The sequence below is a fragment of the Nonomuraea basaltis genome (assembly GCF_005893125.1).
Classification (GTDB): domain Bacteria; phylum Actinomycetota; class Actinomycetes; order Streptosporangiales; family Streptosporangiaceae; genus Nonomuraea; species Nonomuraea basaltis.
The window spans coordinates 24,377-49,681 of record NZ_VCJS01000065.1 but is presented as its reverse complement, the minus strand read 5'-3'; the positions used below and the strand labels follow the sequence as shown (position 1 = coordinate 49,681).

At 67.8% G+C, this 25,305-nt stretch carries 30 protein-coding genes and 3 pseudogenes; 12 read left to right on the top strand and 21 right to left on the bottom strand.

The features are described 5' to 3' along the window. Positions 1-54: 54 nt before the first annotated feature. A pseudogene (locus EJK15_RS28630) lies at positions 55-372 on the top strand (hypothetical protein); the annotation flags it as partial. Here the strand turns inward: EJK15_RS28630 and EJK15_RS28625 are convergent. Beyond that, positions 357-710 carry a DoxX family protein gene (locus EJK15_RS28625; RefSeq protein WP_138713574.1) on the bottom strand — a complete coding sequence of 118 codons (354 nt, stop codon included), beginning with the start codon at positions 708-710 and terminating at the stop codon, positions 357-359. The pseudogene EJK15_RS28630 and the gene EJK15_RS28625 overlap by 16 nt on opposite strands. A gap of 614 nt (positions 711-1,324) precedes the next feature. Beyond that, complete coding sequence (locus EJK15_RS28615; protein WP_138713573.1) at positions 1,325-2,572, bottom strand: RNA-guided endonuclease InsQ/TnpB family protein; 1,248 nt, start codon at positions 2,570-2,572, stop codon at positions 1,325-1,327. Between the two features lie 54 nt (positions 2,573-2,626). Here EJK15_RS28615 and tnpA point away from each other — a divergent pair, with 54 nt between their 5' ends. Then, positions 2,627-3,043, top strand: coding sequence for an IS200/IS605 family transposase (gene tnpA, locus EJK15_RS28610; RefSeq protein WP_138713572.1), 417 nt, complete (start codon positions 2,627-2,629; stop codon positions 3,041-3,043). Between the two features lie 174 nt (positions 3,044-3,217). On the opposite strand, the gene sigJ is transcribed toward tnpA, so the two are convergent. After that, positions 3,218-4,162 (bottom strand): RNA polymerase sigma factor SigJ, encoded by a 945-nt coding sequence (gene sigJ / locus EJK15_RS28605; protein ID WP_138713571.1) that lies wholly within the window; start codon positions 4,160-4,162, stop codon positions 3,218-3,220. A gap of 305 nt (positions 4,163-4,467) precedes the next feature. Between sigJ and EJK15_RS28600 the strand changes: the two genes are divergently transcribed. Beyond that, positions 4,468-5,232, top strand: a complete 765-nt coding sequence (locus EJK15_RS28600) for a class I SAM-dependent methyltransferase (protein ID WP_138713570.1) — start codon at positions 4,468-4,470, stop codon at positions 5,230-5,232. Between the two features lie 408 nt (positions 5,233-5,640). Further along, complete coding sequence (locus EJK15_RS28595; protein ID WP_138713569.1) at positions 5,641-5,976, top strand: hypothetical protein; 336 nt, start codon at positions 5,641-5,643, stop codon at positions 5,974-5,976. 62 nt (positions 5,977-6,038) lie between these two features. On the opposite strand, the gene EJK15_RS76450 is transcribed toward EJK15_RS28595, so the two are convergent. Together EJK15_RS76450 and EJK15_RS28590 are read right to left on the bottom strand one after the other, a co-directional pair. After that, a complete protein-coding gene (locus EJK15_RS76450; RefSeq protein WP_276615438.1) occupies positions 6,039-6,170 on the bottom strand; it encodes a hypothetical protein in 132 nt (43 codons plus the stop codon). Beyond that, on the bottom strand, positions 6,167-7,168 hold the full coding sequence (locus tag EJK15_RS28590) for a magnesium and cobalt transport protein CorA (RefSeq protein ID WP_240777270.1): 1,002 nt from the start codon (positions 7,166-7,168) through the stop codon (positions 6,167-6,169). Before EJK15_RS28590 ends, EJK15_RS76450 begins: the two co-directional genes overlap by 4 nt. A gap of 43 nt (positions 7,169-7,211) precedes the next feature. Here EJK15_RS28590 and EJK15_RS28585 point away from each other — a divergent pair, with 43 nt between their 5' ends. Beyond that, positions 7,212-7,409, top strand: a complete 198-nt coding sequence (locus EJK15_RS28585) for a hypothetical protein (protein WP_138713567.1) — start codon at positions 7,212-7,214, stop codon at positions 7,407-7,409. A gap of 31 nt (positions 7,410-7,440) precedes the next feature. On the opposite strand, the gene EJK15_RS28580 is transcribed toward EJK15_RS28585, so the two are convergent. Further along, a complete protein-coding gene (locus tag EJK15_RS28580; RefSeq protein WP_138713566.1) occupies positions 7,441-8,181 on the bottom strand; it encodes a TetR/AcrR family transcriptional regulator in 741 nt (246 codons plus the stop codon). 124 nt (positions 8,182-8,305) lie between these two features. Between EJK15_RS28580 and EJK15_RS28575 the strand changes: the two genes are divergently transcribed. Continuing rightward, positions 8,306-9,547, top strand: coding sequence for an FAD-dependent monooxygenase (locus tag EJK15_RS28575; protein ID WP_138713565.1), 1,242 nt, complete (start codon positions 8,306-8,308; stop codon positions 9,545-9,547). An 82-nt stretch (positions 9,548-9,629) separates the two neighbouring features. Here EJK15_RS28575 and EJK15_RS28570 read toward each other — a convergent pair whose 3' ends face one another. After that, the gene (locus EJK15_RS28570) at positions 9,630-10,085 is read right to left on the bottom strand and encodes a MarR family winged helix-turn-helix transcriptional regulator (protein WP_138713564.1); all 456 of its coding nucleotides are present in this window, start codon (positions 10,083-10,085) and stop codon (positions 9,630-9,632) included. 50 nt (positions 10,086-10,135) lie between these two features. Here EJK15_RS28570 and EJK15_RS28565 point away from each other — a divergent pair, with 50 nt between their 5' ends. The 3 genes and pseudogenes from EJK15_RS28565 to EJK15_RS72995 all read left to right on the top strand — a co-directional run bounded on the left by EJK15_RS28565 (position 10,136) and on the right by EJK15_RS72995 (position 12,978). After that, positions 10,136-10,948 carry an alpha/beta fold hydrolase gene (locus tag EJK15_RS28565; protein WP_138713563.1) on the top strand — a complete coding sequence of 271 codons (813 nt, stop codon included), beginning with the start codon at positions 10,136-10,138 and terminating at the stop codon, positions 10,946-10,948. Between the two features lie 467 nt (positions 10,949-11,415). Beyond that, positions 11,416-11,967: pseudogene (gene rsgA, locus EJK15_RS77200) on the top strand (GTPase RsgA); the annotation flags it as partial. A gap of 498 nt (positions 11,968-12,465) precedes the next feature. Further along, entirely contained in the window at positions 12,466-12,978 is a 513-nt protein-coding gene (locus tag EJK15_RS72995) for a GNAT family N-acetyltransferase (RefSeq protein ID WP_206061153.1), read from the top strand. Between the two features lie 304 nt (positions 12,979-13,282). Here EJK15_RS72995 and EJK15_RS28550 read toward each other — a convergent pair whose 3' ends face one another. The 10 genes and pseudogenes from EJK15_RS28550 to EJK15_RS28515 form a co-directional block, all read right to left on the bottom strand. Beyond that, the gene (locus EJK15_RS28550; protein ID WP_171074585.1) at positions 13,283-14,740 is read right to left on the bottom strand and encodes a multicopper oxidase family protein; all 1,458 of its coding nucleotides are present in this window, start codon (positions 14,738-14,740) and stop codon (positions 13,283-13,285) included. A gap of 78 nt (positions 14,741-14,818) precedes the next feature. After that, positions 14,819-16,591: a sensor histidine kinase gene (locus EJK15_RS28545; RefSeq protein ID WP_171074584.1), complete on the bottom strand. Its 1,773-nt coding sequence runs from the start codon at positions 16,589-16,591 to the stop codon at positions 14,819-14,821. A gap of 35 nt (positions 16,592-16,626) precedes the next feature. After that, complete coding sequence (locus EJK15_RS28535; protein WP_138713558.1) at positions 16,627-17,232, bottom strand: response regulator transcription factor; 606 nt, start codon at positions 17,230-17,232, stop codon at positions 16,627-16,629. A gap of 298 nt (positions 17,233-17,530) precedes the next feature. After that, positions 17,531-17,671, bottom strand: a complete 141-nt coding sequence (locus EJK15_RS70935; protein WP_171074583.1) for a hypothetical protein — start codon at positions 17,669-17,671, stop codon at positions 17,531-17,533. Between the two features lie 112 nt (positions 17,672-17,783). Beyond that, a pseudogene (locus EJK15_RS77720) lies at positions 17,784-18,152 on the bottom strand (MauE/DoxX family redox-associated membrane protein); the annotation flags it as partial. Further along, entirely contained in the window at positions 18,149-18,643 is a 495-nt protein-coding gene (locus EJK15_RS28530; RefSeq protein WP_206061151.1) for a hypothetical protein, read from the bottom strand. The pseudogene EJK15_RS77720 and the gene EJK15_RS28530, both read right to left, overlap by 4 nt. Before the next feature lie 75 nt (positions 18,644-18,718). Next, entirely contained in the window at positions 18,719-18,877 is a 159-nt protein-coding gene (locus EJK15_RS70930; RefSeq protein ID WP_171074582.1) for a hypothetical protein, read from the bottom strand. 3 nt (positions 18,878-18,880) lie between these two features. Further along, on the bottom strand, positions 18,881-19,315 hold the full coding sequence (locus EJK15_RS28525; protein WP_138713556.1) for a hypothetical protein: 435 nt from the start codon (positions 19,313-19,315) through the stop codon (positions 18,881-18,883). A gap of 97 nt (positions 19,316-19,412) precedes the next feature. Further along, the gene (locus EJK15_RS28520) at positions 19,413-19,916 is read right to left on the bottom strand and encodes a hypothetical protein (protein WP_138713555.1); all 504 of its coding nucleotides are present in this window, start codon (positions 19,914-19,916) and stop codon (positions 19,413-19,415) included. Between the two features lies 1 nt (position 19,917). Next, positions 19,918-20,625, bottom strand: coding sequence for a hypothetical protein (locus EJK15_RS28515; protein ID WP_138713554.1), 708 nt, complete (start codon positions 20,623-20,625; stop codon positions 19,918-19,920). A 170-nt stretch (positions 20,626-20,795) separates the two neighbouring features. Between EJK15_RS28515 and EJK15_RS70925 the strand changes: the two genes are divergently transcribed. Continuing rightward, complete coding sequence (locus tag EJK15_RS70925; RefSeq protein WP_171074581.1) at positions 20,796-21,014, top strand: hypothetical protein; 219 nt, start codon at positions 20,796-20,798, stop codon at positions 21,012-21,014. Here EJK15_RS70925 and EJK15_RS28510 read toward each other — a convergent pair. The 4 genes from EJK15_RS28510 to EJK15_RS28495 all read right to left on the bottom strand — a co-directional run bounded on the left by EJK15_RS28510 (position 21,011) and on the right by EJK15_RS28495 (position 24,344). After that, on the bottom strand, positions 21,011-22,780 hold the full coding sequence (locus EJK15_RS28510; protein WP_138713553.1) for an NAD+ synthase: 1,770 nt from the start codon (positions 22,778-22,780) through the stop codon (positions 21,011-21,013). The genes EJK15_RS70925 and EJK15_RS28510 overlap by 4 nt on opposite strands. Positions 22,781-22,883: 103 nt before the next feature. Further along, entirely contained in the window at positions 22,884-23,441 is a 558-nt protein-coding gene (locus EJK15_RS28505; protein WP_138713552.1) for an alpha/beta hydrolase, read from the bottom strand. A gap of 12 nt (positions 23,442-23,453) precedes the next feature. Then, positions 23,454-23,807 carry a hypothetical protein gene (locus EJK15_RS28500; protein ID WP_138713551.1) on the bottom strand — a complete coding sequence of 118 codons (354 nt, stop codon included), beginning with the start codon at positions 23,805-23,807 and terminating at the stop codon, positions 23,454-23,456. Between the two features lie 24 nt (positions 23,808-23,831). Continuing rightward, positions 23,832-24,344, bottom strand: a complete 513-nt coding sequence (locus EJK15_RS28495; RefSeq protein ID WP_138713550.1) for a hypothetical protein — start codon at positions 24,342-24,344, stop codon at positions 23,832-23,834. A 151-nt stretch (positions 24,345-24,495) separates the two neighbouring features. On the opposite strand from EJK15_RS28495, the gene EJK15_RS70920 reads away from it, so the two are divergent. Then, positions 24,496-24,669 (top strand): hypothetical protein, encoded by a 174-nt coding sequence (locus tag EJK15_RS70920; protein WP_171074580.1) that lies wholly within the window; start codon positions 24,496-24,498, stop codon positions 24,667-24,669. 267 nt (positions 24,670-24,936) lie between these two features. Then, positions 24,937-25,224: a rhodanese-like domain-containing protein gene (locus tag EJK15_RS28490; RefSeq protein WP_338089896.1), complete on the top strand. Its 288-nt coding sequence runs from the start codon at positions 24,937-24,939 to the stop codon at positions 25,222-25,224. The last annotated feature ends 81 nt before the right edge of the window (positions 25,225-25,305 follow it).

Here is a 25,305-nt window from a genome sequence, read left to right as displayed (position 1 = left end):
AAGCCCGTCGACCTCCTGGTCGCCCCCGCCGATCTTGAGTAGTGGGTCCTCGAATGCGACGAGCTTTCCAACCAGGTGGCCGCCGATGTCGCGACCTTCACATCCGCGCTGCAGCTCAGCGAGGCGATCTACCAGCTGACGCTCGATCGCATGCAGGATCGGCGCTTCGCGCCGACCAGCCTGGATATCGTCAACGACGCCGCTGTCGGGCCGGTACCCACGGTCGAACTCAGCGACGCAGACTTACATCTGTCAGGAGATCTCCGCTCTGCGCTGGCCCACGTCGCTTCCGTGTACCTGGCAACACTTTCGTCAACGACAGGCCTTGATGACCCACCTGTGGTTGTCTCCACGGATCACCACCAGTGGTAGACCAGGTTCACGGCAAGTGCGGCCACCGCAGTGGCGAAGAATCCGGCCCAATTCACGAGCTTGCGGGAACCCACTCGCAGGTGCGCAAGAAGCGCGCCGATGAAGTACAGCACGAGGCCAGCGGCAGCGAGTGTCCCCAACATTGGCACGGCGAACCCGCCCAACAGCCCCAAAGAGCCCGCCGCCAGCAACATGCCCAACACCGGTACCCACGACCGTGGCAAGCGCTTCATATCCGCCTGAGCCTTTGGAAATTCGTGGCCGATCAGGTAGACGACGGCGGCGCTGCCGTTCAAGACCGAGGCGAAGATGGTGACCGTGACATAAGCGGCGAACATGAGCCCTCCTTTGTGGTTGTTTGCTTCAAGAACTTCCGTTGAGAAAGCCGGCCAGTGCATCGTTGATCGCTGCGCGTCTTCGGTGGGCGGCGTGAGGTATAACGACCACCTGAGCGTGTGCGATGAGACGGCGTGCGCGTGGGCATGGCGAGGTCTCCCTTCTCGATCTCAGCGGTGTCTGAGCCTTGCGACCCGGTGCCCCAGTAGTCCGACGAAACAACCGCTGGGAATGTGAGGCGACGCGCCAACCTCACAGGTTCGGTGGGCTGTCTCGTCGAACTGGTGAGGGCAGATGCGACCAAGGAAAGGCCGGCGACACCATGATCACCCCATCCGAGTCACGAGATGGCCGGCCCGATCCGAGCCTGAGCGCGATCATGAGCGAGCGGCGTCAGCTGATCAATCTGCCTCGACGTGCTCGGCACGGGCCCGGCACGAGCGCTACGTGGGCGAATGGATCCCGGAGCCGCTGCCCGGTCGCACGGATCTCGTCGTGTTCGAATCGATGACCCCGGCCGAGCGCGTCGCGCACATGTTTTGACATCCTCCCCGGCCTGAAGGCCGGGGGTTCCCCTACGTCGCCGTAGGGTTCTTACTGCTTCCGTCTACGCCGCTCACGCGGCGCAGGTTTCGGGCGGCGCCGGGATCGGAGTTGCCTCACCCGGTCTTACCCGCTCTCCACAGTCGTTTTGGGTGTCCGCCAGCCCGGCGGCCACCTGCTTTCGGTGCTGCTCCCGTCGGAGGCGGTGGCCTTCGGCGAGGATGTTGAGTGCAGCGGCGATGTCCCGGTCGTGGTGTTCGCCGCAGGACCGGCAGTCCCACTCGCGGACGTCCAGGGCGAGTTTCCCGACCTTCCAGCCGCAGCAGGGGCAGGTCTGAGAGGAGGGGAACCACCGATCGATGCGGATGAGGGTCCGCCCGTAGCGGTGGGCTTTGCCATCCAGCAGGGTCAGGAACGCACTCCAGGAGGCGTCGTTGACAGACTTGGCGAGCATCCCGCGCGCCAGGCCCCGCACGGCCAGATCCTCGATGTACACCGCTTGGTTCTCACGGATGATCGAGGTTGTGGCCTGGTGCAGGAAGTCCTTGCGCGCGTCGCCCACCTTCGCGTGCTGGCGGGCTACCTTGACCCGAGCCTTGTCCCGGTTCGCCGATCCCTTCTTCTTGCGCGACAGCTCCCGCTGGAGCTTGGCGAGCTTGTTCTCCCGCCGTCGCAACCACTTCGGGTTCGCGATCTTGTCCCCGTTCGACAGGATCGCGTAGCAGGTCAGCCCGAGGTCGATCCCGCTCTCGGGGTCCGCGTCGAGTCCGGGCAGGATCTGAGAATCGTCGGGCACCTCGACGACGAACGAGGCGAAGTAGCGCCCTCCCGCGTCCTTGATGACCGTCACCGACGACGGGGCGACCGGGAGCGGGCGGGACCAGCGGACCTCAACCTCGCCGATCTTCGCGAGGTACAACCTCCCGCTGTCACGCAGACGGAAGGCGTTGGCGTTGAACCGTGCCGTCTGCCGGTGGTCGCGCGCGGTCTTGAACCGGGGCAGTCCCATCTTCGGGCCGCGCCGCCTGCCCGAGACCGAGTCGAAGAAGTTCTTGTACGCCGCGTCCAGGTCGCGCAGCGACTGCTGCAACGGGACCGGGGAGACCTCGCCGAGCCACTCCCGTTGCGGGGTCCTCTTCGCGGCGGTGACGCAGATCTTCTGGATGTCTGTGCCGCCGATCCACGGCAGGCCCGCCTTGCGGGCCTGTTTGCGCAGCGCCAGGGCGTCGTTCCAGACCACCCGCACGCACCCGAAGGTCCGGGCCAGCAGCTCCCGCGCCGGGGCGTCCGGGTACAGCCGGTAGTTGTAGCGCAACCTCACCGGAACCACCCCCTCACCAGGAACCCCTGACTCGAACACATTATCATCAGGTCTATGGCCATAGAAGATGAATACAGAAGAGGCCGACATGTAGTTTCCGCGCTGCACGTCCATCTGGTCTTCGTTACGAAATACCGCAGGAACGTGTTCGACAACGCCATGCTGCGCCGCTGCGAGGACATCATGATCGAAGTCTGCGACAGCTTCGAGGCCGAGCTGCGGGAGTTCAACGGCGAACACGACCACGTCCACCTCCTGGTGAACTACCCGCCCAAGGTCGCGATCTCCAAGCTCGTCAACTCGTTGAAAGGCGTCTCCTCGCACTACCTGCGCAAGGAGTTCACCGGCCGTGTCAACCACGCCCACATGGGTGGGGTGTTCTGGTCCCCGCCCTACCTCGCCGCCTCCTGCGGCGGCACACCACTCACGATCATCAAGGCGTACATCGAACAACAACGCCGACCCACCTGACGCCCGGAGCGGACCCGACGGGTTCCGGGTCCGCGCTACGCGCTCCGGCCTGCCCGCCTCCGGCGGGCCATCCCCTAAAGGGGATGGCATTCATCCCCGGCCTGAAGGCCGAGGCTTTCTGCGGACCTTCGGTAACGGCTGGGTTGCTTCGACGGCCACGCGTCTGGGCTGGTCCTAGTGCTGTGGCCCCACCGTCCATGGCCGGAGCTTGTCGGGGTTGCGTACTGCCCAGATGTGCTTGATCCGGTCGCCGGCGACCTCGAACGCGAACACCGCCACGGTGACGCCGTCGTGTTGAGCGATCAGGCCGGGCTGACCGTTGACCGTACGCTCCAGGAGCGTCAGGTCGGGTGCCCTGCCGGCGAGATCGATGGCGTAGCGCGCGATCTGTTCGCCGCCTTCGATCGGGCGGAGTATGGCGCTGACGAGGCCGCCGCTGTCGGCGATCGTCGTGGCGTCGGGGTCGAGGAGGGCGATGAGGGCGTCGATGTCCTTGGCTTCCCATGCCTGCTTGAAGTCCCTGACGATGCCGGCCTGCTGGGCTGTGGGAGTGGCGGGAGTCTGCGACGCGCGGATGCGGCGGCGGGCCGAGGAGGCCAGCTGGCGGCACGCCGCCGGGGTACGGCCGACGATCTCGGCCACTTCGGCGAAGGAGTAGCGGAAGACATCGTGCAGGATGAACGCGACGCGCTCGGCCGGGGTCATCGATTCGAGCACGACGAGGAAGGCCATGTTGATCGACTCGTCGAGAGTGACGCGGTCGGCCGGGTCGACCGTGGGGCCGCCCGGCCGCCCGATGATCCACTCCGTGCGCTCGGGCAGCGGCTCGGGGATCCATTCGCCCACGTAACGCTCGCGCCGGGCCCGTGCCGAGCCGAGCAGGTCGAGGCAGATGCGACTGGCGACCGTCGTCAGCCAGGCACCGGGGGACTCGATGGCTTCCCGCTGCTGCTGGGACATGGCATACCAGCGGGCGTACGTCTCCTGTACGACATCTTCAGCCTCGGCCAGGGAGCCGAGGAGCCGGTACGCGAGATTGATCAGCTGACGCCGCTCGCTCATGATCGCGCTCAGGCTCGGATCGGGCCGGCCATCTCCTGACTCGGATGGGGTGATCATGGTGTCGCCGGCCTTTCCTTGGTCGCATCTGCCCTCACCAGTTCGACGAGACAGCCCACCGAACTGTGAGGTTGGCGCGTCGCCTCACATTCCCAGCGGTTGTTTCGTCGGACTACTGAGACACCATCCAGCACGCGGGAAGGCTCAGCGACCCCGGCCGGTATGCGGATCGCCGTCCAAATCCTGCGTCGGAACGCGTGATCGCAGCTGCCTCGCCCGCTCCATTCGGCATATTTCACCATAAGAACTGCTGCTGGCCGTACGTGTTTCCCTGGTTTACCGTGCCGTCAGAGGGTGGTGAGCCGATGGCGGGCAGGGAACCCGATGCCGCGGTCAATCGGGAGCGGTGGACCCGGATCAACGCGGACTACACCAACCAGCATGCCTCGCGCGCCTGGGCTGCCGAGGAGATCACCTGGGGCGTTTTCAACGTGCCCGAGCGCGAGCTCGGCGTGCTCGGCGATGTCGAAGGCCTGGACGTGGTCGAGCTCGGGTGCGGCACCGCGTACTTCTCGGCCTGGCTGGCCCGGCGGGGCGCACATGTGGTCGGTGTGGACGTGACCCCAGCCCAGCTCGACACCGCGCGGCGCTGCCAGAACCGCTTCGGTATCACGTTCCCACTCGTCGAGGCGGACGCCGCCGACACCCCGTTCCCGGACGGCAGCTTCGACCTGGCCGTCTCCGAGTGCGGTGCGAGTCTGTGGTGTGATCCCGCCCGCTGGGTGCCCGAAGCCGCACGGCTGCTGCGGCCGGGAGGACGGTTGGTGTTCCACACGATCAGCGTGCTGGTCACGCTGTGCCTGCCCGATCGCGGACACGCGAGCGAGCAGCTCATACGGCCCCAGCGCGAGGTCCACCGCCTCCGCCTCGCCGGCGGCGGGGTGGAGTTCCATCCCAGTCATGGCGAGTGGATCCGTATCCTGCGCACCAGCGGTTTCGTCGTGGACGCCCTGCACGAACTCCACTCCCCGCCGGACGCGGACACCCACCCGTACTACGAACTGGCGACCTCCGAATGGGCTCGCAGATGGCCCATCGAAGACCTCTGGGTGGCCCACCTGCCCGGTTGACTGACCCGGAAGCGCTCCTCCCCTACGCGCACTCCGTTCGTTTCGGTACGGCGTTCACAGTTCGGTAAGCACACGAGCACGAGGCCACAATCAGCCGTATCTGGGACAGGACGTTCCTGCCGATGATCATCTGGTGCATCAGCTGTTCTGCCCCGCCGACGAACTCCCCCATGGCCCCTCCCTGGGGATGTGTGGCGACACGCCGGGCTGGGATCCTGCCACGCCCAGGCGCTCGTTCACCCGCCGGAGCATAAGCCGGCCGACCGCCTGGCCCCGTAACCGAGCCCGCCCCAGCGAACGTCGGCAACGCTGGGGGCCCGACCATGAGCAGCCTGACCAATCCGTGAACCTGAGCGGTCAACGCATTAGTCTGATTCCGGGACCACTCGGACGGAGGTGCGGACGCAGATGAGCGAAACCGATCCGCACATCCACGTCGAGCAGAAAGTGGTGCAGGCCGGCGCCGCCTTCCGCAATGTGATCGTGTCGTCGTTGGGCCTCGTGCCCGATGCACCGAGTGTCGTCACCACCGGTTGCGGACTCCAGGTGCCCTATGCGATGACCTCTCCTCGTCCGGAAAGCGTCACCTGCCTCGCCTGCCGGGAACACGCTCATCGAGAGCACCTGCGCTTCGCCGACCAGGTGGAGCGCCTGAGCCGGATGCCTGGCTGGCCCTTTGCCGGCGATGAGGCGGCCAAGGCCGTGGAATGGACCCGGGACCACGCGAAGAAGTTCGCCGGCTAGTGCGGTGACCACAGAAGTCAACGACGCCACCCAACGACGTCGGCATCCACGCCTGCCGATCTTCATGGCGTGGGGCCGGCACCTCGGGGATCGAGCAGGATGATGACGGTCAGCACGACGATCCAGGCTAAGACCGCGGCCAGCAGGAGCCTGTTCAAAGACAGCCCGCGGCGGAAGAACTTCGGGGTCTTCACAGCCACCCACTCTTACGCAGCAGCCGGTGGACGATGATCACGGAGATGACCATGACGCTCAGGCTGAGGGGATAGCCGAGCAGCCAGTGCAGCTCGGGCATGTAGTCGAAGTTCATGCCGTAGATCCCGGCGATCATGGTGGGTACGGCGATGAGGGCCGCCCACGAGGAGATCTTGCGCATGTCGGCGTTCTGCTGCATGGCCGCGGCGCTCTGCTCCCGCCCCACCAGGGCCAGGTGCGCGCTCAAGGCGCTGGTCAGCAGCTCGTCGTGCTCATCGACCTTGGTGTCCACCCGAAGCAGGTGGTCCAGCACGTCCCGGAACTGGTCACGGGCGACGGCGCACAGCTCCACCCGGCCTTTGACGATCTCGTCCAGGACCGGCACCAGGGGATCTTGGGCGGCGCGGAACTCCAGCACCTCCCGCTTGAGGGAGTAGATGTCTTCGGTGACATCGGCGTACTCCCCGCTGAACACGCGCCGCTCCAACGCGATGAGGGCGTGCTCGACCTCGTGGGAGATGCGGGAGTAGGTGTCGACGACCTGATCACAGATCGCATACAGCACCCCGGCCGGCCCGACCGCGAGCAGGTCGGGGTCGGATTCGATGCGCCGGCGCACTCCGGTGAGCGGGTTGGCCTGGCCGTGGCGGACGCTGATGACGAAGTCGCCGCCCAGGAACAGGTTGATCTCGCCGACCTCGATGTCGGAGGTCTCCTCGACATACAGCAGCGGCTTGAGCACCACGAATAAGGTGTCGTCATAGCGTTCGAGCTTGGGCCGCTGGTGTGCGTTGATGGCGTCCTCGACCGCCAGTGGGTGCAGCTTCACCTCACTGGTGATCAGGTCGAACTCGTCCTGGGTGGGCTCGTGCAGGCCGATCCATAGGAAACAGTCGCCTCTGGCGCGGGCGGCGTTGAAGGCATCGCTGATATCGCCGGTGATGGTCTCACGCACGCCGTTGCAGTAGACCGCCTTGTCCACAATCACATCAGGCATTGTGACGGATCCGGCAATTCTTCTCATTTCCTCCTTCGTCAATGTGACGCAGTCCGTCGGCGTGTACGTCCTCGGCCACGCCCTGGCCCAGGTCGGCACGCCGCCCGGCACGGACGTCGCGGCCCTTGTCAGCGACCCCGCCGCGCTCGCGTTCTATGACCAGTGGTTCGAGGCCGGGCTGCTCGCCATGGTCTCAGGCTTCCAACAGCGGTTCGCGCATGAAGACCCCGACCACCTCTGACCGCCGACCTGAAACTGCCGGTCGGCTCCGACTAGGTGGGGCGCTGGCGGGCGAGCACGTCTATGCCGTCGAGGATGCGGTCGAGACCGAAGGTGAATTCGGCGTCCAGGTCGTCACTGTCGTCATCGATGGCTCCGGCGGCGATGGCCGCGCTGACGGCGGGGAAGCGTTGGTGGTCGATGAGTTTCGACAGGGCGCTGCCGTGGCGGATCTTCGCCCGTTGATCACCGGCCTGGTGGACGATCGTGGTGAGGCTTGCCCAGTTCCGGACGAAACCAGCCAGCAGCATGATCACCGATAGCTTCTCGTTCTCGGCGAGGCCGGTGCCCCGAAGACGGGTCAGGCCACGTTCCAGCCAGGCGATCTGGTTCGGCGTGATCGGCGGGCCAGTGATGGGGATCTGCAGCAGCCATGGGCGCCGGCGCAGCACGGCCAGGTAGTCCCAGGACCAGCGCGTGAGCCACTCGCGCCACCCCGCATGGTCATCGCCCTGGTCGGTGGGCGGCGGGCCGATGCCCGCATCCATCATGAGGTCGACCAGCTCATCTTTGGCCGCGACGTACCGGTACAGCGCCATCGTGGAGACGCCGAGCTCCTTGGCGATGCGCACCATGGACACCGTCGCCATGCCCTCGGTGGAGGCGAGGTGAACGGCGGCCTCGACGATCCGCTCCAGCGTCAGTCCGGGCTTCGGCCCGGGGGCGGAGCGGCTCCGTACGCCCCACGCCGCTTCGAGACTCGCGGGCAGCCCGGTGCCGCTGTCGTCGCTCATCCGCCCCCTCCAGGGTTGCCATCCATCCCAGGAGTGTGTATAGCATACGCCATTATGTATAAGGCTTACGCAATCATGTGTAAGGTCTACACCATTGCCCCCGAGCCTCAGTAGGGAGAGCCACATGCAGAACGCCAGCATCCTCATTTCGGGTGCGAGCATCGCCGGTCCTGCGCTGGCGTACTGGTTGCGCCGATACGGATTCAGTCCCACCGTGGTGGAACGAGCGCCCGCGCCACGGCCCGGCGGCTACAAGGTCGACCTGCGCGGCGTGGCGGTCGACGTCATCGACCGGATGGGGATCGGCACGCAGGTACGCGATCGCAACACGGACGTCCGCGGTGGGACCTGGCTGACCGGCGCAGGAAAGGCCGTGGCGACGCTCGGCCCCGACGTGATCGGGTTCCGCGATCCCGGCGACCTGGAGATCCTGCGCGGCGACCTGGCCGAGATCCTCTATCGGGCGACCAGCGGGGAGGTGGAATACCTGTTCGGCGACGCGATCACCGCGATCATCCAGGACGTCAAGGGGGTGCGGGTCACCTTCGAGCACGCGCCGCCACGTACCTTCGACCTGGTGGTGGGCGCCGACGGGCTGCACTCCGGCGTCCGCGCTCTGTCCTTCGGCCCGGAGTCACAGTTCGCCCGGCAACTCGGCCTGAGTGTCGCGGTCTTCAGCGTCCCCAACCACCTGGGCCTGGACCGCTGGGAGATGGTCTGCACCACCGCCGGTCGCATCGCCAACCTCTACGGCCTGCGGCCCTCCGCCGACGCCACGGCGCAGTTCTTCTTCGCCACGCCGCAACGGCGGCCTGACCGCCATGACCTGCGCGCGCAACACCGAGCCGTGGCCGAGGCGTTCGCCGGTCACGGCTGGGAGGTGCCCAGGCTACTGGCCGCCATGCCCACGGCGTCCGACCTCTACTTCGACCCCCTCGCCCAGATCCGCATGCCCGGCTGGTCGAACGGCCGGATCGCGCTGCTGGGAGACGCGGCCTACTGCCCCTCCCCGGCGTCGGGCCAAGGCACAAGCCTCGCCGTGGTCGGCGCCTACGTGCTGGCGGGCGAGCTCGCCGCGGCGCACGGCGACCATCGCACCGCGTTCCCACGCTTCGAGCAGGAGATGCGCCCGTTCGTGGAGCGGAACCAAGAGCTGGGACGCGACGCGGTCAAGCAGATGGTCCCCGCCACCCGCCTGCGGGCCTGGGCGCAGCTGGCGATGATGCGCATGATGCCGTACATGCCGGGCAAGGCCAGGGTCATCGAGAAGATCATGAAACCGATCCGGGAAGCCGCCAACGCCATCACCCTCAAGACCTACTCCACGGCCCCACCACTCCGGCCAGAGGAACACAGCTCTGCGTGACGATGGCGGCCGCACCGTGGCAGCCGGCCACCAGATCCCACTTGAGCACACCGCCGACCGGGCATCACGGGAACGAGTCGGCCTACCGGTGCGCCTGATGCGAGGCCGCGCCGCCGGTCAAGCGGGAGGCGAGGGCTTCCAGCAGCGCGATCACCTTGGCGACCTCTGCGGGATCATCGGTCCCGAGCGCCGCCGCAAGCGGGCCGTCGATGGATGTCGCACGCACCTGGGCCACTCTCTCCGATGCCCCAGGAACCACCTTGATCAAAGTCCGGCGACGGTCGGCGGGATCGGGACCAGTCACGACGGAGCCCGCCGCCTTCAGCCGCGCCACGGCGGCAGACACCGCACTCTGCGGCAGGCCGGTACGGGCGGCGATCTCGCCGACGGAGGTCTCCCCATGGGCACGCAGGTCGGAGACGACCACCAAAACGGTGCGGACACTGGTGGTCTGCGGCCCGATGCCTTCGGCCGGCATGGCCTCCTCACCGATCTTCATCAGCGTCCGGCCAAGCAGGAAAAGGTCCACTCCGTTCATGCGACCAATTTACATTAAAAAAGATGCATCAAGTCTGATATATTTCCCCCATGAAGCGAACTCTCCGCGTCCCGGGCGCCCAGCTGTCCTACGAGGTCCGCGGCGCTGGGCCCGTCCTGCTCGTCTCCCAGAGCGGTGAAGGCGACGCCGGCCGTACGATCGACCTGGTAGACCAGCTAACCGCCGACTACACCGTGGTCACCTACGACCGTCGCGGCCTGTCCCGCAGCACGCTGGACGACCCCGCGCGTGGCGCGACCATGGCCGAGCACGCGGACGACGTGCACCGGCTGCTCGCCGAGGTCACCGATGCGCCCGCGCGCATGCTCGGCTGCAGTTTCGGCGCCGTGCTCGGCCTGCACGTGGCTGTCAGCCACCCCGAACAGCTCGACGTACTCATCGCCCACGAACCCGTCGCACCTGCCCTGTTGCCCGACCTCGAACGCGGTCACCACGAGCGGGAACTGCAGGACCTCCAGCGGCTCTACCGCGACCAGGGACTCGCCGGGAGCATCGCAAAGATCGCCGAGGTCCTCGGCATCCGGCCCGGCGAACAGGAGACCGAGCACGGCCTCACCCAACACCCGATGGACGACCAGCGGAAGGCGAACTTCGACTTCTTCATCCGGAACGACTTCAGCGCAATCGTCCATGACACGCTGGACATCACCGCACTCAAGACCACCGCCACCCGCATCATCCCCGCCGTCGGACGCACCACCCCGGGCAACGTGTTCGACCACAGGTGCGCACACGAATTGGCGGCCCTAGTCGGGGCCATGGTTGAGGAGTTCCCTGGCGGCCACAACGGCAACCTCACCCACCCACGTGCCTACGCCTCCAGGCTCCTCGACCTGCTCTGAACGTCCGCGGTCGTGGTCTTCGAAGAGTGCGCAGATCCGCCAAGCAAGTGAACTGGTCGCGTGTCCTCTGCGGTCTGTGCGTGTACGGATCGGCAGAGGTTCCCGACCTTCCGGCGCAGCAACCCGTGACAGGCATTCTGCTGGGACTGCTAGGCTGCTGATCGTTTGGTGTTGGATTTCTGGATGAGAGGGAGGTGAGGTTTGATGACCGCGGTGAAGACCGCTGCCGTGTGCAGCGCCCGGACATTCCTCACGTCCCGGGCTCCGGTCTGACCCACTTCTTCCCCTCGCCGTAGCCGTCCGGCTTACGAGACGGGGGTGATGTCTGCGTCTCGTCGGGGCCCCTTCCCGCAAGGTGTCTCACGTTGCCAAACCTCTTCACCGATCCTTCCGACATCGGCCTGTCCCGGTACGGATGGACGGAAACCCTCGACAACGCCTTCGCAGAACACCGCGAGGCCGGCCTGGTGCCGGCCCGGATCGCACGGGTGGATCGCGGCCTGTGTGACGCGGTCACCGAGTCCGGCCCGGTGCGGGCCGCCCTCACGGCTCTGTACTCGCCCGACCCGCTCCTGGCGCCCTGCACCGGCGACTGGGCCGCGCTGCGCCCGGGCCGCGAACCGGTACTCGTTGCCCTGCTGCCGCGTCACAGCGCGATCGTGCGCTCGTCGGCGTCACGCACCTCCCACGGGCAGGTGCTGGCCGCCAACATCGACACCGTCGTCGTCGCCGTCTCACTGGCCGCTCCGCTGGACGCGGCCCGGCTGGAACGGCTGCTGGCCCTCGCGTGGGACAGCGGCGCCAGGCCGCTGATCGTCTTGACCAAGGCGGATCTGGCCACCGACGCCGCCGCCGTGCGCGCCGAAGCGAGCACGCTGGCACCGGGCGTGGACATCCTGGTCACCAGCGCGGCCACCGGTCAGAACACAGATGTGCTGACCGCCCTGCTGAGCGGCACCACGGTCCTGCTCGGATCCTCCGGCGCAGGCAAGTCCAGCCTCGGCAACGCGCTGCTCGGCGACGAGCTTCTGGCCACCGGCGAGGTACGGGCGCAGGACGGCAAGGGCCCTACAACGCGAGAACGTGTGGGCGGCCTCGCGCACCGATGCCCGGCTGCGCGGCGAACGCACCAACCGCCAGAAGGCCATCACCAGCCATCTGCGCGCGACCTACAAGTTCAGGGACCAGCAGTCATGACCGACCACATCCCACCGACGCCACAGACCCACCAGCCGGCTGAGTGGGGCCCCGGGCCGGACCCTTCCTCGCAAGGAACAGCCACCGCCGCGAGCGACACTCCGCACGACGCGATCCTCGACCTGCACCAGCCGTTCCTCGACGAACTGACGCGAGCCGCCGCCGCCCGCGGCGTCGGCCACGCCATCCGTACGATCCGGGCGTCGATGGCGGCCACCCCGCAAGAGATCACCATGCGCCACGAGCACGGCACGGACTACCAGTACACCGGCTATGTCCTGCGCCCGCAGGCGAGCACAGAAACGGACTCGAACACTCCCATGACCACTTCCTGGATCACCCGCCCGGAGCCCGCCGCCGACCTCGCCCAGATCCGCGAGGTCAACCTCGCCGCCTTCCCCACCTCTCTCGAGGCCGACCTGGTCGAGGCCCTGCGCGCCGACCCGCAGGCGTGGATTCCCGGCCTGTCCTGGGTCACCGAGGCGCCCGACGGCTCCATCGCCGGATTCGCGCTGCTCACCCGCTGCCACGTCGACGGCGCTCCGGCGCTCACCCTGGGCCCGTGCGCCGTACGGCCCGAGCACCAGCGGCGCGGCGCCGGTTCCGCCGCCATCCACGCCGCCCTGCGAGCCGCCCGTGAGCAGGGCGAGAACCTCGTGCTCGTGCTCGGCCACGCCGAGTACTACCCGCGTTTCGGCTTCACCCCGGCCTCCGGCCACTCCATCCGGCCGCCCTTCGACGTCGAGGACAAGTACATGATGGCGCTCGTCTTCGACCCCACCCTGCCCGTGCCGACCGGCACCATCCGCTACCCGGCGGCGTTCGGAGTCTGACCCAGGCCGTCCGGGGCGAGACCACGGCCATCCAGGGGTTCGGCGCTCTCGCCCACTCCTGGGCCACAGCCGCCGGCAGACCATCCTGGTGACGCACGTACCCGGATGGCCCTGAGGCGGGCGGCCTGCCAACGATGGAAACCCGATCGCCGGCAGGCCGCCCGCGGCCGCGAGGGAGCGCGCTGCGGTCGATAGCTGGACGATCACCACGCATGCGACGGCCGGCGAGGTCCTGATCGCCGAGTGGACCTTGCCGATTGCGTCCCGCGAGCGCGCACCGGAGTTTCGGCCGCGCAGGGCGGCGCTACGTGTGGTGGTGGGTGGCGATTGTGCGGGGCACCTGGTTTTCGGTGCCGGGTTTCACGATCACGAACTGCCCCATCATGCCGGAGTCCTCGTGCCGGAGGATGTGGCAGTGGTACATGTACGGCGTGACTGGGTCGGTGAACCGGCCGAACTGGACGGCGAGCCGTACCGTGCTCTTCGGTGGCACGTAGACGGTGTCCTTGTGGCCGCTCGCGTACGCGTGCGGTTTGTCCCCGTTCACGTCGAGCACTTGGAATGCCACCTCGTGGATGTGGAAATTGTGGGCGTAGACGGTGTTCTCGATCTCCCAGATCTCGGTGGCGTCGGCGGGAACCACCTCGTCGATACGCGACAGGTCCATTTCCTTGCCGTTGATGGCGTCGTGGCCGTTGAGCCGGAACCGGCGGACCTTGGCGTTCGGCGGGACCACGATCGGAGCGGGGGCGGTCAGGCTGGCCGGCAGGCGGGGGGAGGCGGCGAGCCGCGCCGCCGCGACGATCTTCAGCAGGTCGAAGTCGCCCTCGTCGATATCGTCGGACCCCGAGAGCGTGCGCAGGAGGACCTGCTCGCCGGGTGTGAAGGTCACGACGACCTCCACGCGCTCGCCGGGCGTGAGGGAGACCTGGTCCGCCTGGGCCGGGGCGGGCAGCAGGCCGGCGTCGTTGCCGACGACGTGGAACGCGCGGCGGTCGGCGAACGTGAGGTGGTACATGCGGGCGTTCGATCCGTTGAGGATCCGGAAGCGCACCCGCTCGGTGCGGACGTTCAAGAAAGGGGCGTGCGTGCCGTTGACCAGCATGTGGTCGCCCAGGATGCCGAAGGTGCCCTTCAACGGGTCACCCGTCGGCGAGCCGTCCTCGGCGAGATTCTTGTCCTGCAGGATGAGGGGGACGTCGTCGATTCCGTACCTGGAGGGGAGCTGCGCTGTGGTCCGATCATCGATGATGAACATGCCGGCGAGGCCGCGGTAGACGTGCTTGGCGGTCTCGCCGTGCGGGTGCGGGTGGTACCAGGATGTGGCGGCGGGCTGGTCGATGGTCCAGTGCGGACTCCACGTGGCGCCCGGTTCGATCGTCTGGTGCGGCCCGCCGTCCATCTTCGCGGGCAGCCGCATGCCGTGCCAGTGCACGGTGCTCGCCTCGTCCAGCCGGTTGGTGACCGTCATCCGGACCCGGTCGCCGCGTGCCGCCCGGATCGTCGGCCCGAGGTGCGGGCCGTTGATTCCCCACGTCTCGACCGGCTTGCCGGCCAGGATCTCGCTCCGGCCCTGCTGCATCGTCAGCGTGAATCTCCGCGTCCCGTCCTTGTCCACCGTGGGCTCGAGCAGCGGCGGCACGCGCAGCTCGGTGCGGAAGGCGGCCGGATCGCTCGCGGCACGCGGAGCCGCGGCGCTGGAGCCGCAGGCCGAGGCGAGGCCGGAAAGCGCGGTGGACGCAAGGAACTGTCGACGATTCATGATCCCCGGTTGATCTCTCGTGTCAGTGTGGCGGACTCACTGTGAGGCACCGGGCGGTCCCCGGCACAGTCGCCGGATTCACCTTGTGGGCGTGAGATCCTCATGATCGACCGGTGTGCGGGCGAGGAGCTCGAAGCGGTCGCCGGTCCGGGTGGTGGTGAGCTCGCCGCCGATGGCGGCCAGGCGGGCGCGCAGGCTCCGCAGCCCCGTGCTGGGCTCGCCGGAGGCGGGAGCGGCTCCGTCGTTGGCCACGCGCAGCCGTACGCGGCCGTCCTCGACGGTGATCTCGACCAGGCACTCGCCTGGTGTGCTGTGCCTGAGCACGTTGGTGACCGCCTCGCGCAGCACCACCGCGAGCACGGGCTCGGCCGGCCCGAGCACGGCCGTGGCGTCGATCCGCACGGCCGCTCCTATCGATTCCAGCACGGCTCTGGCGGAGTCGACCTCGGCGGCCAGCGACAGGCGGCCGTCCGGTGCGCTCAGACGGGCGGTGTCCGAGAGCGCGGCCCGCGCCGCCTGCGTCACCTGATCGAGTTGCCCCATCGCCCGGCTCGGGTCCGTGTCGAGCAGTCGCAGCGTGAGCTCCCCGTGCAGGACGATCGTCGTGAGACCGCGGCCGAGCAGGTCATGCACGTCCCTGCCCACCCTCAGCCGCTCGCGCAGGGCCACCAGCTCGACGAGCTCCGCCCGGGTCCGCCTGAGCTCGGTGACGAGAGCGACCAGCCGGGTCAGCCCGTAGACCGCCAGAGCAGTGGCCAGGGCACTGCAGAACTGATAGCCGGCAAGGAGCGGGGTCCGGGTGAGCCAGCCCTCTACCGCGGCGATGCCGCAGATCGCCACGCACAGCGGCCACGACACCGGTGCCCGCGCGCAGAGCAGGACGACGCCGGCGAAGAACCCTGACACCAGAAGCCCGGATGTCTCCCCGTCCACCAGGGGCACGTAGATGGTCATGGCCTGAGCCGGCAGCGTCCAGCCCAGGCCTCTGGGCCGCCTGCCCACACGCAGGGCGGCCAAGTGCCAGAACTGCAGGGCGAAGGTCGCAGGCAGCAGGGCCAGGTAGCCGACGCCTCCAGAGCCGGGATCGAGCGCCTCGTCGGCGGCGAAGTTGAACAGGGACTGCCCGATGAACAGCATGTGCGTGACGACGAGGATCGGCGTGGCCAGCCATACGATTCGCGCATCGTGATCGCGAGGCGGGACCGGGATCGGGCCGTCGGCGAGTGGGAGGGACCGTACGCGGTTGAGCACCTTGCGTGCGATGGCCACGGCCCGAGAGACCTCTCTGCGCACCGCCTCCTCGTCGCCCTGGCGTCGCGCTTGCCGCGCCAGATGCTCGACGGCGGCCACGCTGCTCACCACCAGGTGTTGTACGTGCCGCCACAGCCGTAGCCGCTCGACCTCCCTGGCCCTGGCCGCCAGCTCGGATCGCTCCCGCTGGACGTGGTCCAGGAGGTCGGCGAGCCGGCTGAGGCCGTACAGCATCAGGCCGAGACTGAGGGGGGCGACGACCGCGTAGTAGACGTGCACGGGTGCGCGGTCCAGAGCGGACGCCATGGCTCCCTCGACGACCGTGATCAGCCCGACGATCAGCCATGCGGAGGGACCGCTCACGACGAGGAGGGCCGAGGCGGCGACGAACCCGGAGCCGCCGGCCCGCCAGCTGTCGGCGTCGGCCAGCAGGGGCAGGTAGTTCAGTACGGCCTGCACCGGGAAGAGCACGGCGGACAGGCGCCGCCTGCCTGGCAGCGAGATCGGTAGCTGGAGCGCGGCGACCAGGATGATGCTCGCCACGGTCAGCGGCCCGGCCGAGGCCTCGCCGATGTGGAAACACACCCGCACTACACACATGACGCAGATGAAGGCGGCGAGTAGGCGAGCAGGGCTCAGAGCCAACCGGCGTCCTGGGCGATCCTGACGGCGTGCAGCCGGTTGCGGGCGTGCAGCGTGGCGACGATCGCGGTGAGGTAGTTGCGTACGGTGCCCACGGACAGGAACAGCGCCTCGGCGATCTGCTCCACGTCCTCGCCGTCGGAGAACCTCCGGAGCACCTCCAGCTCGCGCGGTTTGAGCGGGCTCTCGACCATCTCCAGCGCGGCCAGGGCGAGATTGGGATCGATCACCCGCTCACCCGCCGCGACCCTCCTGATCGCGTCGGCGAGCTGGTCCGGCGGGGCGTCCTTGACCATGAACCCGGACGCCTGGGCGGCGAAGGCTTTGCGCACGTTTCCCGGACGACCGAAACTCGTCACGACCAGCACCCGGCATCGCGGTAACCGCCTGCGCAGCTCGGCCGTGGCGGTGAGCCCGTCGACGCCGGGCAGCTCGATGTCGATCACCGCCACGTCCGGCGCGTGCTCTAGCGCCATGGGCACGATCTTGTCACCGGTCGCGGCCTCCGCGACCACCTTGATGTCGGGTTCGAGCTCGAGCAGTGCGACCAGTGCCCCTCGGATCATGTGCATGTCCTCGGCGAGCAGAACCCGGATCATCCATCGCCCCTACTCCCAGGACCTCACTTGCGCCCTATTTCTACCATCTCGTGAGGTCTTCATTTTGGATCATGAAAAATTCACGCCCTGAGCGGGCCGGGACCCGTCCGATGGAGCTCACGCCGCGCTCGTCCACCAGACGCCCGACCGGCGGGCCGACCCGTCGACGCCGTCGTGGTGGAGGGGACCGTCGGCGGCGCGTACCGCCTCGGCCTGGGCGGGGGTGAGCGATGGGTTGAGGAAGACCGATCCGGCTTGGCGGGAAGTCCGGGCCGTCGGCGGGCAGCAGCAGGCCGCGTCACGCCGCTTCTGAGATTGAAGGATGGAAGTTACGGTGGTTGAGGATCAGGCCGGTCTCCGCGATGAAGCCGTCCAGCAGCCGCGGGCGGTACCGCATGCGTTTGAGCTTGGTGTTGACCATGGTGGCCAGATCGCCCACGACCGGAACCGTTCGTTACCCTCGGAAGGGCGACCAGCACCAAGCCCAGCACGGCGCCCGTCAACTGGACCACCACGTCAACGGCCGGCAACGCCGCCGGCCCGGCCCCGACGACGAGAGCGGCCCGCACGAAACTCCACGCACCGAACGTCTCATCCGCCGACAGGCACCCACACGGCTTGCCGCGGAACCGGACGAAGCCGATAGTGACGTAGCCCAGCAATGCCAGCCCGAATCCCGTGGTGGCCACGGTGAGAGGCCAGATGACAGCCGGGGCGAGCCACGGCGTCAGCAGGAGACCGGCGCCGAGGACCAGTTCCACCCCAGGCACGGCATACGAAAGCAGCGCCAGCAAGGAAGCCGAATGCAGGCCCTGACCGCGCAGCGCCCCTCGAAACAGCCGCCTGTGCCGTAATTTCCAGGTCCCGGCGGCCAGCAACAGCACGCCAGCCGCAGCCGAAATAACTCCAACAACCGTCATACGGCGATAAACCCAAGAACGCTCGACAAACCCAGAAAGACCATCATCAGCAACGCCCCCACGAGCCCACTCCGCTGAGTCCACTTGGCGTGCCAGTCCGAGGTGTGCGGCATCCGCCCCGCTCCCCACGTCATCAAGGCGCGCCCGATGCCGAATCCCACCCCGGCCAGCAATCCACCTCCGAGATCAGCCACCAGGGCGACCATGAGGGCCAGCATGTAGGGCAGGTTGCTGGTGACGTACGTCCGAGCACCGGTCCCCATCTCGATGCCGAACTGCAGGGGTGCCACGAACCGTCCCAGCCGGAACACCGTCTCGGGAACCAGTCGCCGGTTCTCGGGCATCGGGAAGCTCACCCACCCGAGGTGGCGAGCCACCAAGACGGCCAGGCCAACGACCACCAGTCCCCAGCGTACGGCCGGCGGCAGCACCGATTGCAGAACGGCGCCCACGATCAGCAGGACGGTCGCGGACGCGACGCCCCCGATCACCAGCCCGAGGGCAAAGGCCTGAAGCGAATAAGAGCGCCGACCCGACACTCCCAGCACATCGGCTGAATTCTTGCTTCAAGTGGATCCGCTGAGCGAATAGCCCGCGGCCACGCCCAGCGCCGGCCACAGCGCCGCGGCCGGTGCCAGGGCCACGGCACCGGCCAGGCCGAGCGCACCACCACACGCGATGATGGTGAGAGCGATGACGGCCGGTTCTGCCGCGCGCTGTCTCATGAATCAGACCCGGTAGCGGCACACGGTGTTGTACGTGGTGCATCCACCGCTGGCGCAGACCTTCATCTTGCCGTCAGAGCAGCGATAGGTGTATCCGCCTGCGGCCCAGCGCCAGGCGTTCCTGCCGTCCGAGGTCGACCAGCACCGGTTGCTGACCGCCGAGTAATCCTTGGTCGTCGGCCCCGCGGCCTCGGCATCGGTCCTGTGCCATCCGCTCCTGCAGAACGTGCTGGCCCGGTACGAGCCCCCATTACACGCCGCGGCCAGACCGTAGTAGGCGCCTCCGGTGTCCGCGTCGGGCGCGTAGTCCACTCGGCAGGTGGTCCATTCGGTGAGAGCGAGTGGGCTCACATCTGCCCGGGCGGCCTTGCCTGTCATGCCGCGACTGCCCCAGCTCAAGACGGTGCCGCCCAGCGCCATCGCGGAGATGGTGACCATGCGCAGAACCGTACGCCGCTGGGGCCTGGTCTCCAGGAGGCTCAACGCCGCGCTCTGTTGGCGTTGGTCGGCAGGCCGTTCGTCGGCGGATGGAATCTCAGACCAGCTCAGCGTCACGGTCGTCCCCTTTCATCGCGGTCCAGCGCAGGATCGCCTCCTGGGCATCGCCTTGCTTGGCGGGAAGTACGACCTCTTCGACCCGGCCGCTTGGACCGACCAGGAGCACGATCGGTGCGGAGAGGTGTGCCAGGGCCGTCCACGCCGCCGTGTCTTCCCTGACGTCGAACTTGTCCTGTACGGCCGCCCACGTGGCGGCGGGCTCGTGCGTGAGGAGGATGATCTTCGTGGCGCCGGACAAAGGGGTCGTCTCCTCCACCGTGGCCCAGCAAGCAGGGCATGTGCTGTCGACCGCCAGCACGACGCGCGCCTCGGGCTCCTGCCACCCGGGAAGATCGATCGGCTGCTGACCGGCGGTGTTCAGCCGGGAGGACGCGAGCTCCGCCCGCAACGTCCGCAACTCGTGAAACACTCTGAGCAGCGCCAGGTAGAGCAGGATCAGAGCGGCCCACGTGACAATCCACAAGGCAGTCGTCAGGCTCATGTCAGCGCCAGGCGATTTCGAGAACGTCCAGCCAATTCAGCAAATCAGAATCGCTGGCCGGCGCATCGGATGAGAGCTTGATCTCTGCGGATCCACGCGGGCATCCAAGAATGTAGAAATAGTCGCGTACGGACGCGGCCGATGTTTCCCTGTCCGGCAGAGGACGCTTCCAGAGCTCGCCTTTCTGGGTTTTCGCGCCCCGCCATGACGGTGTCATCCCGCCGGCGCCTGTGGCGTCGGGGACGTGTAGCGAGCCTCGTCCCTCAACAATGACGCCCACGTCTTCCCACGCATGGCTGGCGAAGGAATCGCTATTGGGTTTGACAACCATTCCCTCGGCCGTGTCCTCGATGACGAGGGAGGCGAAGACGTCCTCGATCCGCTTCTGATTGGGCACTCCGTCGGCCCAGACGGTCATCAGTTCGTGGAAAGGCCCGAGAAGCGTTGTGACCAGCACCGCACCATCGTCGGACATGGAAGCGACCAGCTCGCGGCCCGCCACGTAACCGCGCCAGGCGAGGGAGGCCTTGACCACGGCCTCGCACGCGATATCGTGGTAGCCTCGGGCGCCGATCATAAACACTCGGGATGTCTTTCCCGTCGTCAACATGCAAGATGTGTTGACGCCTAATATTTTTTCCTCGGTCCCGGCGGTGATGTCGACAATTCGACCGCTCGGCGCACGCACAGTCACCTTCGCAGCTGCCATACCCAGCCCTTCTGGCGCAGTTATCGATCATCATGAACGCGGCGCCGCACAAACGTCAAGGCTTTGGCTCGACTACTTTTGTCAGGTCCTATCAGAAGACCGGTACGGTCCGTTTTCAAAGACGAGGCCGATGGCAACTCAATGAACTTGCCGAGAAAACGTTCGATTCCTTGACAAGATCACGATCCGACCGGGGCGGCGCGGCGGGCAGCCGTCGGACGGCCCTGGCCCCGTATTACGCCCGGGACGCCGGCATACCTGCCGAGCGGCGCGGCACCTGGCACGTGCTCGAAGACACCATGACGTTGGCCGGGCCGCGTGAGAAGGGCCCGGTGCCGGCACTGCGGCGGATCTTCATGCATTCCTCCACATGCGGAAAACGGGCCTAAGTGGTCTCGCGCCAGCGGTTGGTGATGGGCAGGCGGCGGTCCCGGCCGAAGTTCTTCGGGGTGATCTTGGGGCCGGGCGGATACTGGCGCCGCTTGTACTCGGCCAGGTCCACCAGCCTGATGATGCGCGCCACCAGGTCGGGGTCGTGGCCGGCGGCGACCAGCTCGGCCGAGCCCATGTCCTTCACGACGTAGTCGTCCAGCAGCCGGTCCAGCACCTCGTACGGCGGCAGCGAGTCGGTGTCGCACTGGCCGGGGCGGAGCTCGGCGCTGGGCTCCTTGGTGATGGAGTTCTCCGGGATGGGCCGGGCGACGTCCATGCGGAACCAGCCGTCGGTGTGGGCGTTACGCCAGCGCGACAGCTCCCAGACCATGGTCTTGGGCAGGTCCTTGATCGGCGCGAAGCCGCCCGCCGAGTCGCCGTAGAGGGTGGAGTAGCCGGTGGCCAGCTCGCTCTTGTTCCCGGTGGTGAGCACCAGGTGCCCGTGCTCGTTGGAGAGCCCCATCAGCGCCATGCCGCGCACCCGGGCCTGGAGGTTCTCCGCCGCCAGCCCGGTGAGCTCGATCTCCTTCTCGAAGGCGGTGACGATGCCGTTGATCGGCACCAGGCGTGAGTTGACGCCCTGGCGGCGCACCAGCTCCTCGGCGTCGGCGACGGAGTGCTCGGAGGAGTAGCGCGAGGGCATCATCACGACGTGGACCCTCTCGGGGCCGACGGCGTCGGAGGCGATGGTGGCGGTCAGGGCCGAGTCGATGCCTCCCGACAGGGCCAGGATGACCGACTCGAAGCCGTTCTTGGCCACGTAGTCCCGCACGGCCAGCACCAGCGCCGAATAGATCTCGGCCACGTCGTCCAGCCGCGGCGCGATCGAGGGCGTGATGGGCGAGTCGATCGTCACGGGCTCGCTGGAGAGCACGAGCCGGTCCACGGTGATCGTCGAGCCGTCGCCCGCGTCGTAGGCCGTCTTGCCCGGCTCCCGGTCGGCGACCGGGAGGTCCAGGTCCACCAGCAGCAGCTCCTCGCGGAACTGCCCGGCCCGCGCGACGAGCTCGCCGTCGGCGCCGACCACGATCGAGTCGCCGTCGAAGACCAGCTCGTCCTGCCCGCCCACCTGGTTGACGTAGGCCAGCGCGCAGCCCGCCTCCCGCGCCCGCCGGGCCACGAGCTCCAGCCGGACGTCGTCCTTCTCCCGCTCGTACGGCGAGGCGTTCGGCACGACCAGCAGCCCGGCGCCCGCCTGGCCGACCACCGCCACGGGCCCGCCGTCCTGCCACAGGTCCTCGCAGACCGCGATGGCCACGTCGACACCGTGCAGCCTGAAGACGGGCAGCCGGTCGCCGCGGACGAAGTAGCGGTACTCATCGAAGACTCCGTAGTTTTGCAGGTGGTGCTTGGCCGTACGGGTGACGACCTTGCCCTGGTGGAGCACGGCCGCGGCGTCCAGCGGCGCGCCCTTGGGCTGGCCGACGCGCGGCGCGAGGTCGGCCCGGTCCATGTAGCCGACGACCACGGGGAGCTCGCCGAGCCCCTCCTCGGCCAGCCGGGCGGCCGCCCGCTCCAGCGTGGCGATCGAGGCGTCCACGAAGGAGGAGCGGAGTGCCAGGTCCTCCACGGGATAGCCGGTGAGGAACATCTCGGTGAACAGAACCAGGTGCGCGCCCCCGGCGGCGGCCTGGCGCGTCCAGTCCAGCAGCTTGGCGGAGTTGGCCGCCAGGTCACCGACGACCGGGTTGGTCTGTGCTAGGGCAATGCGCAGGTGTGCCACATGGATCAGGGTAGTACGGTCCGATTTTTATCGTCAAATTGACGATAACTAGGCCGCCCACCCGTGCCGCTCGGTGGCGTCCGGCTGTCGGTCACCCACCCGTTCAGGCACTGGGTGGTGGTGGATCTGCTGCCATCACGACGAGCTCGAGGTCGTTGACCCACGCGTCGAAGCTGAAGTCGGCGACCTCCCAATCAGACAGACCGCATCCGCGCTCGTCGTAGCGGATCAGCCGGTGGTGGTGGGCCAGCCCGTCAAGCCAGTGCGCCCAGATCGGGCTGGACCATTCCAGGTCGAGGTGGGTGAGCCAGTTCGCCGCCCTGACCAGCGGCGAACCAGTGCCGGAGATCGCGTAAGCCACGCGCACGCCGTCCGGCGAGACGCAGTATCGGATCTGCTGTGGCGGTCGCACGATGCCCGGTTCGTCGACGGCGTCGCCGGCGTCAACGGCGTCGTCGTCGAGTTCGGCCACCTCGGCCACGAACCGGTAGCCGATCCCGTGCGCGGTGGCGATGACCCGCTGCTGGTTCCCGTCGTCGCCGAGAGCCCGGCGGAGCATCTTCACTCTGCTGGTGAGCGCTGAGTCGCTGATGTACCGGCCGCCCCACACCGCGTCCAGCAGCTCGCAACGAGTCCGGCCACGGCCGGACTCGTTGCCCAGATCATCGTGGTGTCAGCCGAACAGCTGGAAGAAGATCGGGAAGGTGCCCAGCACGCCCAGCCCGATCAGGCCCAGGGCGATCGTCAAAGCGCGGCGGGTCTCATAGGCGCTGGTACGCAGCCTCAGGTGCAGCACCAGCCAGGCGACCAGCCACACTATGACGGCGCCGATGGTCTTGCCCGACAGCGGGCCGACCGCCTTGCTCCAGGCCAGCCCTTCTTTGACGGCCGGGCTGGCCTCGGCCAGCGTGGTGAACAGGCCCAGCGCCGCCGAGCCCACGCCGGCGGCGAGGATGGCCGCCGCGATCGGGCCCTCCGGCTTGGGCACGTAGTGGATCTGCTGCTCGAAATCGAGTTCGGTGGTCATCGCGATTCTCCTCTTCCCTTTCCCTTACGCGACGGGCGCGACTTTGGTGATCAACGCTCCGAACAGACCGGCCACCGCGGCAAGGGCGAAGGCCAGGACGAACAGGGTGATCGTGGTACGGCGGACCCGCTCGTGGCGGATCAGATTGGTGCCGTAGTAGAAGACGATGAACACCACCACGGTGGCCAGGATCGGGCTGATCCAGGCGACGTGTTCCTTCCACTCCATCGCGAACTCGTGCCAGCCCGCGGTGTGCTCCGAGGCCAGCAGCCGTGATCTGGGGCTATCGGGGCCCTTCGCCCGGTACCAGGGGTAGACGATCCACGTGCCGGTGATGACGGTCAGCCAGGCGGCCACCGCCATCGTGGTCGTCCCGATCTTCAGGCGCAGCATCCGCATCCGGATGCCCTGCGCGGTCACCATGCGGGGTCGCAGGCTGTACAGCTCGGCCAAGCCGCCGGCGAAGGCCAGCAGAAACAACCCGCCCAGCAGCATGCCGTGGATCAGCGCCCACCATTCCTGCCCTGTCAATCGCATTTCCCACCTCACAGATAGGCTTTCGATCGCCGTAAGCTCAACGTAAAGAACGGCCGTGATCGCCAACAGTGACTAAAGTCACTCAGGCCAGGGCACTACGACCTGCGCCGTCGCGGCACGCAGGGCATCGCACGGCCGACTCGATGCGGCCGTGGCGCTGTCCCTCACGCTGATCGCGTTGCTGACCGGCCGCACCGCACAAGCCCGGGACGAGCTGGTCGTCGACGAGGTCCTGGCGGCCCAGCACGGCCTGCGGGTGGGCTGTCGACGGTCTCGTGCGAAGAACGGGTCCACGCCGGCCTTGACCCTATGCCTTCTCCTGTAAGGCCAGTCGATCTTGGCGTGCGCCGGCGCGGCCTCGCCCTTGCTGCGGACGAGTGCCCGGCCCGCTCGTGATGAACGACCCTCCACGCCATCGACTGTCGGGGTATGGAAACAGGTGGCGCGCAGGCGCCCCTGCAGCCGCTCTTCACGACGTGAGCGTTCAGGGATCTGAGTCCGGACTTTCGAATTTGCCTTCCCACTACCCCGGGAGTATAAATGGCCAAGGAAGGTACCCCCGGGGGTATATCCTCACGTGAGACGAGGAGCGATGAACACCGACGACGACTCCTCGAACGTCGACACCACCACCGCCCGCGCCATGGTCGCGTCCAACCCCGACGCACTTGTCGTGGACGTGCGCGCCCCCGGCGAGTTGGAGGCCGCACACATCGACGGCGCGATCAACCTGCCGCTCGACCGGCGGGCTACCCAGGCGCACAGGAGGCTCTGCGAGGCCGGACTGCCGGACACGGTCGTGCTCTCGGGCGGTATGAACGCATGGATCGCCTCCGGAGCCCCGCCTTCATCGATGCGGGCCCGGCCTTCGCCGCTGTGACCGATACCTGCGCCATGGGCATGCTGCTCTCCCGCCTGCGGTACAACCGCGGACCCGGCGTCGACGTGGACGCGGCCCTGG

What these genes read in the sequence shown, in the direction of transcription:
- EJK15_RS28625 (WP_138713574.1), bottom strand. Translation starts at nt 710, where the DNA reads ATGTTCGCCGCTTATGTCACGGTCACCATCTTCGCCTCGGTCTTGAAC.
- tnpA (WP_138713572.1), top strand. Translation starts at nt 2,627, where the DNA reads ATGGCCATAGAAGATGAATACAGAAGAGGCCGACATGTAGTTTCCGCG.
- sigJ (WP_138713571.1), bottom strand. Translation starts at nt 4,162, where the DNA reads ATGATCACCCCATCCGAGTCAGGAGATGGCCGGCCCGATCCGAGCCTG.
- EJK15_RS28600 (WP_138713570.1), top strand. Translation starts at nt 4,468, where the DNA reads ATGGCGGGCAGGGAACCCGATGCCGCGGTCAATCGGGAGCGGTGGACC.
- EJK15_RS28595 (WP_138713569.1), top strand. Translation starts at nt 5,641, where the DNA reads ATGAGCGAAACCGATCCGCACATCCACGTCGAGCAGAAAGTGGTGCAG.
- EJK15_RS28590 (WP_240777270.1), bottom strand. Translation starts at nt 7,168, where the DNA reads ATGCCTGATGTGATTGTGGACAAGGCGGTCTACTGCAACGGCGTGCGT.
- EJK15_RS28580 (WP_138713566.1), bottom strand. Translation starts at nt 8,181, where the DNA reads ATGAGCGACGACAGCGGCACCGGGCTGCCCGCGAGTCTCGAAGCGGCG.
- EJK15_RS28575 (WP_138713565.1), top strand. Translation starts at nt 8,306, where the DNA reads ATGCAGAACGCCAGCATCCTCATTTCGGGTGCGAGCATCGCCGGTCCT.
- EJK15_RS28570 (WP_138713564.1), bottom strand. Translation starts at nt 10,085, where the DNA reads ATGAACGGAGTGGACCTTTTCCTGCTTGGCCGGACGCTGATGAAGATC.
- EJK15_RS28565 (WP_138713563.1), top strand. Translation starts at nt 10,136, where the DNA reads ATGAAGCGAACTCTCCGCGTCCCGGGCGCCCAGCTGTCCTACGAGGTC.
- EJK15_RS72995 (WP_206061153.1), top strand. Translation starts at nt 12,466, where the DNA reads ATGACCACTTCCTGGATCACCCGCCCGGAGCCCGCCGCCGACCTCGCC.
- EJK15_RS28550 (WP_171074585.1), bottom strand. Translation starts at nt 14,740, where the DNA reads ATGAATCGTCGACAGTTCCTTGCGTCCACCGCGCTTTCCGGCCTCGCC.
- EJK15_RS28545 (WP_171074584.1), bottom strand. Translation starts at nt 16,591, where the DNA reads ATGTGTGTAGTGCGGGTGTGTTTCCACATCGGCGAGGCCTCGGCCGGG.
- EJK15_RS28535 (WP_138713558.1), bottom strand. Translation starts at nt 17,232, where the DNA reads ATGATCCGGGTTCTGCTCGCCGAGGACATGCACATGATCCGAGGGGCA.
- EJK15_RS70930 (WP_171074582.1), bottom strand. Translation starts at nt 18,877, where the DNA reads ATGAGACAGCGCGCGGCAGAACCGGCCGTCATCGCTCTCACCATCATC.
- EJK15_RS28525 (WP_138713556.1), bottom strand. Translation starts at nt 19,315, where the DNA reads ATGGTCACCATCTCCGCGATGGCGCTGGGCGGCACCGTCTTGAGCTGG.
- EJK15_RS28520 (WP_138713555.1), bottom strand. Translation starts at nt 19,916, where the DNA reads ATGAGCCTGACGACTGCCTTGTGGATTGTCACGTGGGCCGCTCTGATC.
- EJK15_RS28515 (WP_138713554.1), bottom strand. Translation starts at nt 20,625, where the DNA reads ATGGCAGCTGCGAAGGTGACTGTGCGTGCGCCGAGCGGTCGAATTGTC.
- EJK15_RS28500 (WP_138713551.1), bottom strand. Translation starts at nt 23,807, where the DNA reads ATGACCACCGAACTCGATTTCGAGCAGCAGATCCACTACGTGCCCAAG.
- EJK15_RS28495 (WP_138713550.1), bottom strand. Translation starts at nt 24,344, where the DNA reads ATGCGATTGACAGGGCAGGAATGGTGGGCGCTGATCCACGGCATGCTG.
- EJK15_RS28490 (WP_338089896.1), top strand. Translation starts at nt 24,937, where the DNA reads ATGAACACCGACGACGACTCCTCGAACGTCGACACCACCACCGCCCGC.